Annotated in this window: 8 protein-coding genes; 1 reads left to right on the top strand and 7 read right to left on the bottom strand. The window is 41.3% G+C overall.

Annotation, left to right across the window (positions count from 1 at the left end; translation table 11 throughout):
* The 6 genes from ATS71_RS19285 to ATS71_RS17905 form a co-directional block, all read right to left on the bottom strand.
* Positions 1-1,168 (bottom strand): UvrD-helicase domain-containing protein (locus ATS71_RS19285; RefSeq protein ID WP_235591529.1); only part of this gene is annotated, 1,168 nt, incomplete at its 3' end.
* The gene (gene recC, locus ATS71_RS17925; RefSeq protein WP_058406016.1) at positions 1,155-4,454 is read right to left on the bottom strand and encodes an exodeoxyribonuclease V subunit gamma; all 3,300 of its coding nucleotides are present in this window, start codon (positions 4,452-4,454) and stop codon (positions 1,155-1,157) included. The genes ATS71_RS19285 and recC, both read right to left, overlap by 14 nt.
* A 181-nt stretch (positions 4,455-4,635) precedes the next feature.
* Positions 4,636-5,691 (bottom strand): alkaline phosphatase D family protein, encoded by a 1,056-nt coding sequence (locus tag ATS71_RS17920; RefSeq protein WP_058406015.1) that lies wholly within the window; start codon positions 5,689-5,691, stop codon positions 4,636-4,638.
* Positions 5,688-6,812 (bottom strand): alkaline phosphatase family protein, encoded by a 1,125-nt coding sequence (locus ATS71_RS17915; protein WP_058406014.1) that lies wholly within the window; start codon positions 6,810-6,812, stop codon positions 5,688-5,690. The genes ATS71_RS17920 and ATS71_RS17915 overlap by 4 nt, the downstream gene beginning before the upstream one ends.
* A gap of 69 nt (positions 6,813-6,881) precedes the next feature.
* Entirely contained in the window at positions 6,882-9,158 is a 2,277-nt protein-coding gene (locus ATS71_RS17910) for a TonB-dependent receptor domain-containing protein (RefSeq protein ID WP_058406013.1), read from the bottom strand.
* 190 nt (positions 9,159-9,348) lie between these two features.
* Entirely contained in the window at positions 9,349-10,392 is a 1,044-nt protein-coding gene (locus ATS71_RS17905) for an alkene reductase (RefSeq protein WP_058406012.1), read from the bottom strand.
* A 213-nt stretch (positions 10,393-10,605) separates the two neighbouring features.
* Here ATS71_RS17905 and ATS71_RS17900 point away from each other — a divergent pair, with 213 nt between their 5' ends.
* On the top strand, positions 10,606-10,995 hold the full coding sequence (locus tag ATS71_RS17900) for a DUF2750 domain-containing protein (protein ID WP_058406011.1): 390 nt from the start codon (positions 10,606-10,608) through the stop codon (positions 10,993-10,995).
* 50 nt (positions 10,996-11,045) lie between these two features.
* On the opposite strand, the gene ATS71_RS17895 is transcribed toward ATS71_RS17900, so the two are convergent.
* The gene (locus ATS71_RS17895; RefSeq protein ID WP_058406082.1) at positions 11,046-11,915 is read right to left on the bottom strand and encodes an alpha/beta fold hydrolase; all 870 of its coding nucleotides are present in this window, start codon (positions 11,913-11,915) and stop codon (positions 11,046-11,048) included.
* Positions 11,916-12,365 lie beyond the last annotated feature (450 nt).

Genomic DNA, 12,365 nt, shown 5'->3' with positions numbered 1-12,365 from the left:
CGGTATCTTGAAACTCATCTATCATTGCAACCGGAAACAACTGCGCAATTTTTTGCGCAAGTACATCACCTTGTTCATTATTGAGCGCAGTGTATAAATTAGTGAGCAAGTCGTCAGGCGTGATTACACTTTGCTCTTGCTTGCGCTTAACAATGGCAGCTTTTACCCAGCGTGCGGCTTCTTGTACTAAAGCTATTTTTAAACCTTGGTTCATCGTGTTGTTAAGCGCTGATAATTTATCAAACTGACTCAATAGAGGATGCGTGAACAAGGGCTGATTTTTTTTGTAATTACCCGCATCACTTAAGTTTTCATTACTCCAAATTTCAAACGAATACTTATTGATGCCAAATTCAAAAAACACCTCATCGTTTGCACAAAATGCATCAAGCGCTGCAAGGCTTGCTTTGCGAGCTGGCGTTTTAGCGCCACTTAAGCCAGAGCTTTTAATGGCATCGGTAAATGCACATTCTTGGCAATCTTTTTTAAACTGTGGAACAAGGTCGAGGTATTCATCACGAGCTTGCCATACATCGACTAGCTTAATTTGCGGTGTAACGGTCGCATTGGCTTTATTTAAAATACTTGCCACCTGCGAAAATAAAGACTCTGGTGCTGCAAATACCTCTAATATGGCGTTAGTTTTATCTTTGCTAAGTGGGTATACAAATGCGCGCCAAAAATCTTTAATCGTTTCGAGCAGTATGTCGCGCTCATCTAAAATAAATTCTAAATTAAATGCAACACCTGACTCAAAAGCATGTTGTTTTAACATTCGCTGACAAAAGCCATGAATGGTAAATATGGCCGCTTCGTCCATCGATTTTGCAGCGGCATCGAGTAAATCAAACGCACGGTGTTTGTCATCTACTGCGGCTATTACGCCTTCTATTAACTCATCGTTTGGGTCTTGGCCAAGCAATGCATCGCGCGCAGCAATAATTCGGCTTCGCACGCGGTCTTTAATTTCTTGAGTGGCGGCGTCGGTAAATGTCACCACCAAAATTTGTTCTACGCTCAGAGGAGCATTAAGCTCACCCTGTATTTGCATACCAAGTAAATAGCGTAAATATAACCCGGTAATGGTATACGTTTTACCCGTGCCGGCACTGGCTTCTATTAAACTTTGCCCTTTAAGTGGCATAGTGAGTGGATTAAGCGCTTGCATGGTCGCTCTCCTTAGCATGCTCAAATAACGGCGCGAGTAGTTTTTCGCTCCAGCTAATAAATTCGTCTTGGCAGTCGTTAAGCGATTGCACCGTTAAGCGAATATAGGGGTTTTCACCTTCACCTCGGCCTATGTATTGCGGGCTAAATTTGTTCATGGCTTTTGCCATGTCGCCGCCACTTTTTATGTATTCGTAACCACTTACCGGATAAAACGCCACCGGCTCTTTTCGCAAAGCTTTGTATAATTCAAACCAATCAGCCAAAATTAAATCTGCATCGGCTTTGCTCATTGGCGCAAAACTAATTTGTTTATCAAGCCCCAGTAATAATGTTTCCAGCTCATACCCCAAACTTTGTGCCACAAGGTGATAAATAAAGCCTTTAATCATATCTTTGGCTTTAATACTCGCGCTACGATAAAACACCTGCTTTTGCATAAAAATATGGTTAAGCCAGCCTTGAATTTGTGTACCCTCAATATTAAACGACACTTCAACAGGTTCACTTTTACCCGCTTTTATTTGCTCTTTTACTTGCCCGGCAAGTGCGTCAATACGATGTTCCATACTTTGTAAAATTAAGCTGCCCACATTTGCTTGCGGTAAAGCCCCACGCTGTAAAATTTGTTCAGTACTAATTGGGGTATTATTTATGTTGGCTTCTAAAATTTCATCTAAGTAAAAGTATCGGCTTAATGCATCTAGGCTAAATGGCTCTTCATCTTTTGCCACTTCGTTAAATTGCGGCAAGCGTAAACCCAAGGTTTGACTGTAAAAGCTCTCTTGTGCGTTGCAAATACTGCGTATAAACACATCAAGCTCTAGCTGCTCAGGGGCGTTTACATCAAGTGCGGTAACGGGCTCTGGTAAAACAGGCTCATTTGGCAGCCAAATTGGGTTATAACTATGATTACTGAGCAGTTTATTTTTACTTTCGTCAGCTTGGTAGTAGTGACTGTTAAACGGCTGCAAGTGTTGCTGGCTAATTAAACATGCAGGCAAGGTTTTAGTTGAATCATCACTTAGCGTAAAGCTACGCCCTATGTATTCTAATAATTCGCTCACCAAGGTTGATGGCATTCGGGGTTGGTTATCAAAGCACGAGCGACCAATATAGCTCATATAAAGATTATCGCGGGCACTGAGTAGCGCTTCTAAAAACAGGTAGCGGTCATCTAATTTTCGTGATCGGTCACCTTTTTGCTTTTTTGAATGCGGCACTAAATCAAAACCAATAGGTTGCACGTTACGTGGGTAATCAGCGTCGTTTAAACCTAGCATACACACCACTTTAAACGGTACAGCGCGCATAGGCATTAGGGTACAAAAGTTGACTTGCCCGACCAAAAATCGCTGGCCTACGCCTTTTTCTTGTATACCTTGTTTTATTAAATAGCTAACTATACGCTGCGACACCGCTTGATTGTAGTCGCCGTTATCGTGATGCTTTTGAATATCTTCAAGCACTTTTTGCAGTACGAGTAAATCCCAACTATCGTCGCTTTCACTTTCATATACAGCACCTAGCAGCTCGCTTAAAATGTGCGCTTTATTAGTAAGGGTATCGTCAGGGGTAAGCTTGGCTTTAAAGTTTTGTAGTACATCAATAAAATCGACCAGTTTATTGAGCGTATCAAGTGCCATTCCCTCTACTTCATCGGCGCTGTATATACCATTAAATGGGCACTGTTCGTCTCGCATTGCAATACCCAGTAATAAACGGTTTAAACCATGCTGCCACGTATTTAGCTCAATGGCGGGTAAATCAAAACTGTGTTTATGTTCGCCGTTTATACCCCATTTAACACCTACGCGCTCAAGCCAATATTGTATTTGCTCGTACTCATGGGCTTCTAAGCCAAACTTTTCGGCTATTTGGGTGACCTGCAGTAAATCTAAAATATCTGATACGCCAAAGCGCGAGAACGGTAAGTTAGCTAAGCTTGCAAATGAGCTTAGCACGGGTTTTTCTTGTTCTATTGCTAAATCCGCTAATGCGAAGGGAATGTATCGGCTGCCCTGTGCGCCACCAAATACCGCCTCGATATAAGGACTGTATGTGCCTACATCAGGCATCATTACAATAATGTCTTTGGGAGTAAGCGCCGGGTCTTGGTTAAATAAATTAAGTAGATAGTCGTGTAATCGCTCAACTTCTCGAAGCGGGGTATGGCAATCACTAAGGGTAATACTGGTATCGTTCGCACTTACTGGTAATTTACCTTCATCGTTTATAAACCACTCTTTGTTATCGGTAAGCGATTCCCCTTTAAACGCAAGTTGATAAATTTCGCTTTGCACTTGCCCAAGCAATGTATTATCAAACGCATCGATAAAACCATCAATCCAGCGGGCATCAAGTTGTACTAATTGCTCAAAGTAATCGCGACCTAATTTCCCCCACGACGATAAAAGTGGGTTACCTATAAAGTAATAGTCTTCATCTGGGTTAGTTTGCTTTTTTTGCTGAGCTTCTATAAGCGGCATTTTGGCATATTTAGCATTTATTTTTGCCGCTGTTTTTTCGTCGATTATGTCGCCCCAGTAATGTTCACTCGGGTTAAAAAAGAATAAAAACACCTCTGTTTTTTTGCTCAATGCTTCAAACACATCAAGCTGAGAATTAGCAATGGCCGATATACCAAATAAACTAATGCGTTTAGGTAATAAGCTGTTGTCCATGTCGTCAAGTGCACCGAGTAGCTGCCCTTGCATGTTAGCGCGATGAAATTGGCTTTGGCCTAGCTCTTTGCTTAATTTTACAATTCGGCGCCATAAATCAGGTTGCCATGGGGCAATGGTTACATCTACATCATCAAGTTCATCACGGCCACTATCCCACGTGGCTATCCAGTGTGGGCGGTACATTAAGTATTGGTCGTACACATCGGCTATTTTTTCGCATAGAGCAAAGGTTTTTTGGCCATCAATATCGCCCTCTAAATAGGTTTTTAGAGGTAAATACAACGGCTCGTCAATACAAGTAGGCAAAATTGAAAACAATTTCCAAGCAAGGTTTGGCTTATTAAAAGCCGACTCTTTAGGCACATTAGGCAGTAGTTGCTGGTAAAGTTGCCAAATAAAACTAGATGGCAATGGAAAATCAACCTGCGCTGCTATCCCTAAATGTTCGCTCAAGCCAATTTTTAACCACTGCGACATACCCGGCGATTGCACCAGCACCACTTCTTTGTCGAACGGGCTTTGCAATGGGCTTACTTTTAACAGTTGATGAAACTGTGCTTGCAGGGCTTCCATACGGTTTGATTGAATAATATTGAGCATACGACACGGTCCTTACTTGAAGTAAAACCAGTGTAAGATATTTTCAATTATAGGGGTAGCAATAAGGGAGAAATGGCGTCAATAAAACAGCAAGTTAGCGTGTAGTTAAACAAAAAATAAACGCACAGAACTTACTTTAATCACTTTTTAATCACTGTGCGTTTGTTATTTTATAGCGCTGTTATTTATAAGGGCTAATACTTGAGAGGCCAAAGTTACTTTGCATAATGACTTTGCCGTCTATGCCTTTAAGTTTTAGTGAAATAGCCGGGTCGGCTTGCTCCCAGTCTATGCTTAAATCGCCATAGTTTACGTTATGAGTGAAGTCGCCTACACGGTGTTTATTTGGGCTAACGTCTTTCCATTTTTCTGTTAAGCCTGAGCTGGTCATTTCAATAAGCGGGTAATCTAGGTTTTGATCGTATTTAGATATTTCGCCCCAATGCGTGTCGCCACTAATGATCACCACCCCATTGACCTTATGTTTTTTTATTAGCGCAAATAACCTATTGCGATCCTCTGGAAAATTAGCCCATGATTCCCAGCCAGTAAAGTCAGGCAATAATTGGAGGCTTGATGCAATAAGCTTAATTGCGGCTGGCTTTTTAAGCTCAGTCTCGAGCCATTGCCACTGCGCCTCACCTAGCATAGATGCCCCTTTAACCTCGGTTGGGCTATAAGGGCCTTGGTTATTTAACTTACGCTTGGTGTAATACTCAAGCTCGCTTACGTGATTAAGTGTGTCACGGTTCCAGCGTAAATCAGGCATGATCACCTGTACAGTTTGATCGCCTTCCCCATACGTATACGAGGTGTAAATACCGTCTGAACGTGTTCTTCGCTCAGAGCTGGCGGGCTCTTCCCAAAAATCGAGCATAATTTGGCGCGATTGCTCTTTATGCGGGTATTCTTTTCCGGCATCGTTTTGACCAAAGTCGTGATCGTCCCACATTGCAATGATGGGTGTATTTTCTTTTAGGGTTTTAAAGCCGGATTTTGCGCCTAATTTTTGATATTTATTGGCAAGTACAGACATGTCGTTGGTGTCGCCGTAGATATTGTCGCCTAAAAATATAAATAAATCGCCCTGCTCTTTATTTATAGTGTCGAATATTGGAATGTCTTTATCTTGATGCCCGCACGAGCCAAACAATATTTTTGATGGCGCAGCCATCGTACTTGAGCTTATAACTAACGCAAGTGTTGAATATAAAACAGGTTTTAATCGCATTTTCATTTTAAGATCTCTTTAATAGCGGGTGCCATATTCGGGTTTATTTTGTAAGGTTGTAGCCCAAGTGCCTCAAGCACCGTAGCAGCTATTTGCGACTGTTTAACATTGTTAATTTTTATTAAGCCATTTCCATTAATTGCAGGGCCAATAGCGCCAAGCCAAATATGCTCTGAACCAATAATCCCTTCTGGAAATGCTTTATTACCCTGCGCTGATTTAGCTAATGCCTGTTTAGAACTATGATGTTGCCAATCGTTTGCATTACTACCGCGGCCGTGATCGGTTGTGATAATAAGCGTAGTTTTATTTTTATAACCTGGGGTACTTTGAATGGTTTGCCATAAGTCTTTTAAAAATGCATCGCTTTGTTTGGCTGATTTTAAGTAGGCGTCGTAGTGACCATCGTGGGCAAAATCATCTGTTTCACCTAAGCTTATTACCAGCAACTTGGGTTGTTTGGCCAACATGTAGGCTTTAGCAAAGCGGTAGGTAAAACTGTCTAATCGTACATTGACCCACGGGCTGGGGATCTCTTTTTGCAGTGCATTTAAAAGTGGGGCGTTATCAAATAAATTGTTTTCAATCGGCATAAAGCCTGCGTTTACATAAACGTTACTGCGCTGGGTATTTACAATGTATGGAAACACATCCCAACTACCAAACAACGCGGTGCTGTTTTTAAATTCAGGGTGTGTGTTTAAACGCTCTAAAATGGTTTTATTAGGGTTATAAACTTTATCGTTGCTGTTTATGTTTACATCTACTTCGCCGCTTAAAATTTCGTTATAACCGGGGTACGAAAAATACCACGGATTGCTTACCGACATTGTAGAACCCTTTTTTCTATCGCCAATAATAACACCGTCTTTTGCAATCGTTTGCGTTAAAAAAGGCATTAATAATTGCTGACGTTTTTGAGGGTTTTCATCCCAAAATTCATCGTGTAGTTGGCTCGGCTGCTTAACAAAGTCTTTATTGGTAATAAGGTTTTTATCAGCACCACTAAATACCTCTTGCCAGCGCACGCCATCAAGGGTCACAAGAACAACGTTTGTGTCACTCGCGCACACAGCGTTGGCAAGTAAAATAAAGCTCGCTGCAATTACTTTCAATATTGTTTGCATGTTTTTCTCACCTTGCGTTTAATAAAAAGCCCATCAATGTGATGGGCTAATATTAACGTTATTGATTATTTAAAATGTTGCGGTAAAGGTAACCGCCGCCGTGCGTGGTGCACCAATAAAGTAAGTAGTGCCGTTGCCTGTACCGCCAGCTAAATAGCTTTCGTCGGTCACGTTATAAACAACAAAAGCAATATCAATGGCTTTAAATGGACCCGCATTAACATCGGCTGCGTAACCTGCATTTAAATCAAGCACGGTGTAGCTATCTACGTCGCCACGCTCACCTGTGTACTTAGCCGACAAACCAAAGCGGAAATCGCCACTGTAGTAATCGGTTGAAAGCACAAATAAGTCATCTACAGAGTCAATAACCTTTTCACCGGCTTCAAAACCAGGTGCATCCCCTTTGTATTCAGAATTATTATTTGTATACGAGCTATAAAAACTCCAATCAGGGCTTAACATGTAACTTGCTGAAAGCTCTAACCCTTGTGATTCAATACCGCCTACATTTAAGTAAGAGCCATTTGTACCAATGGTGTAGTCAATACCGCCTGTGTCACTGCCTGGTGCTATAAAGGTAATGCGGTTATCAAACTCTATTGAATAGGCTGTAGCGGTCAGTTTAAGTGCGTCGTTTTGGTAACGAACGCCTAGGTCAATATTTTCAGCCGTTTCGGGTTCAATCGCTGATAAATCGGAGCTGTCGCGCTCAAGTACACCGTCTTTTATGGCTGCAAAGTTTTCACTGTAACTGGCAAATAACTCGGTTGAATTATTTAATTGATACACAATACCGCCACTAAATAGCACGTCAGAGTCGCTATTAACTTTAGCGGTTGTGGCATTTTGGTAATGGTCAAACTTTTCAATATCAACAAGGTATTTTTTTACACCCACGTTGAGTGTTAAATCGCCAAATACCATTGAATCTTGTGCGTACCATTTTAGCGTATCTGCCTCAAACGTATTTTTGTATTGAGTCCAGTAAGGTGTGCTGTCGTAGTGATGGTAAATGCGCGCGTCAATGACCTTATGCCAATCACGCGACTCGTCGCGGTCACTTTGCTCATACCAAAAGCCAGCTTCTATGTCGTGCATACCAAATGTAGCTTGGTAATTGGCTGTTACACCTAGGCGATCTTTTTTGTAATGGGTATGACGATACGACATAACCGGTGTTGCACCAGCATCATAACACGCCGGGTTTAGGCCAGGTCCCGACTCCCACGGCCAACTTAAACTAGCGGTACAGCCTTCGTTAGGCGCAAGTGGATTGCCATCGCTATCTACAAAACCATACGAGCCCGCGTTAGTGCCGCCCTCAATTGTTGGATCACCGTTTTCATCTACTGGGGTTGTTAAATAAGGTGGGATCCAATCACCACGCCCTGAGTTTTTATGATAATAAGGGCTAACAGTAAGTAAAGATGTTGGCGAAATAGCGTATTCAAACTTTACATACGCTAGCGTATTTTCGCGAAGTGTGCCCCAACCTTCTGCAAACATTTGGTCAAAATGCGGAACGCCCGTCCAATTCCACGTCAGTTGATCCCAGTCAGGCGTTTGCTCAAATTGGGCCAAACTTACACTGTTGTAATTTGTTTCGCTAACGTCATCGTATGATAAGCGCCCAGTAATGGTTAAATCACTTAACGTGGTAACAAATTTAGCTTCGGCGTGTTGGTTGTCTTTACCACCATTACTACCCGAGCCAATCCAACGGCTGGTATCGGTTTGTGAGTAACTAACGTAAGCTTGGGTGTTATTAAACAGCGTACCCGTTTCGTGTTTTAAATAGTATCGTGTTGCATCGTGACTACCTGATGTGTACGCAAAAGTAGTACTTTTTTCAAGGCTTGGCGCTTTACTTACAAAGTTAAATGTACCGCCTAGCGCTTCAAGTGATGCCGACTTAATATCAGAGGTGCCTTGACCGACCTCAACGGTTGCAAGGTTTTCAGAGTCTAGGTAGCGATTTGCTTTTGCCCCGCCGCCATAATTAGAGCCGCCATTTGGAATACCATCGACTGTCATACCTAACTGTTGCTGGTTTGAGTCAATACTAAAACCACGCATGGTAATGGTGGTAGACCAATCGTCACCGCCAAATGCATCACCTTCGTTTATGCTAATGCCTGGCAAATTATCAATAACCGACAAAACACTTGAAACCGTGCTTTGCTGCTCTAACATGGCAGGTTCAATCACATTATTAGCGTAACTGGTTGGCTTTGCCACAACAGTAACTTCTTCAATAGTGGTGTCGTCGTTAGCATAAGCAGATGTTGATACCGCCATGGCAATGGCCATGCTCAAAATCGATTTACTCTTTAAAGCGTACATTGTTGTCCCGTTTGATTTTACTAATGGTTTATTATGAAAACGGGCACAGTATGATTTTAAAATATGACAATAACGCTTTGTTTTATTGACATAAAGATTAAACAAATATGAGAGAACGATGGCGAAAATATGTAAAAAAAAAGACACTTAATAAAGCTATTAAGTGTCTTTTTCATTTAATTACTACAAATTACTTAAGCTCAGCCAGCATCTCGTCGCTGTAAGGCACTAACTCTTCGCCGTTAGTTACTTTGCTAATATAATCTGGGTTTGCAATTAGTGGGCGTCCAATAGCAATCAAATCAAACTTACCTTCATTAATTGCGTCTTTGGCTGACTCAAAGCTGTAGCTACCCACGCCTACCAGTGTTCCTTTGTATCCCGCACGTAAAAACGCTGAAGTTGTTTTGCCTTCAAGCGATTCGAATGTTGTGCTGTCATCAAAAATACCACCGTGCAAGTAAGCAAGCTCTCTTTTTTCGAGTTCAGGTAATAGGTAATCAAAAACCGCTTTGTCACGGTTATCTTCGCTCATATTAAAGTAAGCGCCAGGTGTTACACGCAATGCTGTACGCTCGTTACCTACTGCGGCAATAACTGCATCGGTGACTTCAAGGGCAAACCTAGCCATGTTTTGCGGTGTTTGGCCATACTCATCTTCACGTACATTGGCTTCGTAATGTAAAAATTGATCAATCAGATAGCCGTTTGCCCCATGAATTTCTACACCATCGAACCCAGCTTCTATTGCATTTTCGGCGGCTTTCGCAAAATCTGCTATCAACGATTTAATATCGTCAGTTGTCGCGGCTTTTGGCGTGATGTAAGTAAGCTCACGCATACGGGGTACCGAACCCTCTACACCTATTGCTGAAGGGGCAAGTACTTCACCATCAAAAAAGTGTGGATGTGCAACACGGCCAACATGCCACAGTTGAGCAAACATTTTACCGCCATTTGCATGAACAGCGTCAGTCACTTTTTTCCAACCTTGAATTTGCTCGCGTGTAAACAAGCCTGGCGTTGTTGGGTAGCCTTGCCCATCTGGGCGAATAATTGTTGCCTCGCTAATAATTAATCCTGTGTCTGCGCGGCGTGCATAATACTCAACCATATCTTGCGTTGGCACTAAATTTTCGTCAGCCATACAACGTGTAAGCGGTGCCATTAAAACACGATTTTTAAGTTCAATCGTGTCGTTTAATCGATATGGTGTAAGTAAATCTGTGTTCATTTTATAAATCCTTGATTAAGTGTATGCATACTAAGTGTGGCCTTTTTGGCAACATTCAAGATCAATTTTGAATGTTTGCTCAAAATATACTGACTAACCTCTAAAACGGATCTACATAACAAAAATAATTGTGAAGTTTTCAACACTGTGTCACATAACTCGATATACTTGTAGCCTATAAATATAAATTGACAGCAACAAAGTGAGCCCATCATGACAAGCGAAAATGCAACCGACAAGCACGACGTAATTTTAGGCCTAGGCGCCAAAAAGCGTCTCGCGTTTATGTTTGAAACCGTTCAGCAATACAAGCAAGTATGGATTTTAAATGACGACGACGGCTGTGTAATGCTTACCAATGAAGATGACGACTGTGTACCTGTGTGGCCAACGCGGGAATTTGCCCAAGCATGGGCAACCGGTGAGTGGGAAGGCTGTACACCTAAAGCAATTCCGACCGCTGATTGGTTTAGCCGCTGGACACCGGGCCTTGAAGAAGACGACCTACTTATTGCAGTATTCCCAACCGAGGAAGACGACGGCACTATTTTATTCCCTGATGAATTTGAAAAACAGCTAAAAGCACCAAAGAAAAAATACTAAATAACATCCTTGTTTGATGTATAAACGCGGTTTTAAAGTAGCCGCGTTTTTTATATCTGCTTTCTAAAATTTAAATAAGCCTGAGTGATTGCCTTAGCATCTTCAACTTGCGGATAATGCCCCAGATCAGCAAACCCTTGTACCCGCGCATTAGGTACTTTCTTTTTATAGTGCTCAAGCATGTGTTTACCTGAAATTGGGTCTTGCTCTCCTGCAATAAATGTAACCGGTATATTGCTATTAATAATGGCCCCAACCCAGCGCTGCTCGTTTTTCTTCCGCTGTGTAATATAATTAATAAGTTTGGGCATAACACGCAAACCATTGTTATATATTAACAACGCCCAAAGCGTATCAATTACCAAAGGAGCTGGTGGCGTATGTTTGCCAAATATAGTCGTTAAGTTTTTAGCAAATTTTTGTTTGCTCATTAGCTTAGGGACTATCCAACCAAGTTTTGAAAGTAGCAGCTTTTGAATAAATAACGGTTTATGTACGTATGGAAATAGCCCACCATTTAAAAAGCACACGCTGTGTATACGTATTTCACTTTTAGTAGCAACTTGTCTTGCTAATAGCTCTTGCGCTACGGTATCACCATAATCGTGGGCGAGTATGTGTACATCGGTAATATTTAAACGCTTTAAAAATTGCGTGTATAAATCAGCCTGCTCCGTAATTTTATAAGTCGCGTTTATTGGTTTATCCGAAAGCCCAAAACCCAGCATATCAAGTGTTACTAAAAAGTAGTGTTTAGTAAGTTCATCCCACATACCTTCCCAGTCCCAGCTAGCACTTGGAAACCCATGAATTAAAAGCAGCACGGGTTTATTTGCACTCCCTGCTATTTTAGTAAAAATTTGCTGGCCGTTGATATTTAAAAACTGACCGTTTATTTGCCATTGTGTAAGTGTATACACGTTGTTAGCCCAAATAGGTGGTTTTAAATGTTTTAACACAATTACAGATAAAGTCCGAAAAATAGTCTAAAAACAATACAACCTATAAATTTAATGCTTTATCATTAAAAAACGTCAGCTTACTTATATTTACTGCCACTAAAAAACTCAATTATACTGCTGAACAACTTACTATTTAACAAGGCGTTTAGTTTGTTTTTAACTTGTAACTTAACTATTAAATGCTATATTGAAATGTACAACGAGGTACCATAACTTCAACTAATATCATGCAAAAGGATTAATAAATGGCTTTGCAAAGTAGAGCTAATAAAGGAGTGATACTGGGTACTTCGCTTCAGGTTTTAATCCTCACTATGGGTGTTGTTTTCACCTACTTCCAACAAATACAACATCAGCAAACATTAGATACAAAAGTATTAGCGGCTTTAAACAACGAGCTAACAAACC

Source organism: Pseudoalteromonas sp. H71 (assembly GCF_001468485.1).
Taxonomy (GTDB): Bacteria; Pseudomonadota; Gammaproteobacteria; order Enterobacterales; family Alteromonadaceae; genus Pseudoalteromonas.
The sequence above is the reverse complement of the archived record's forward strand: the minus strand, read 5'-3'. Positions and strand labels throughout refer to the sequence as shown.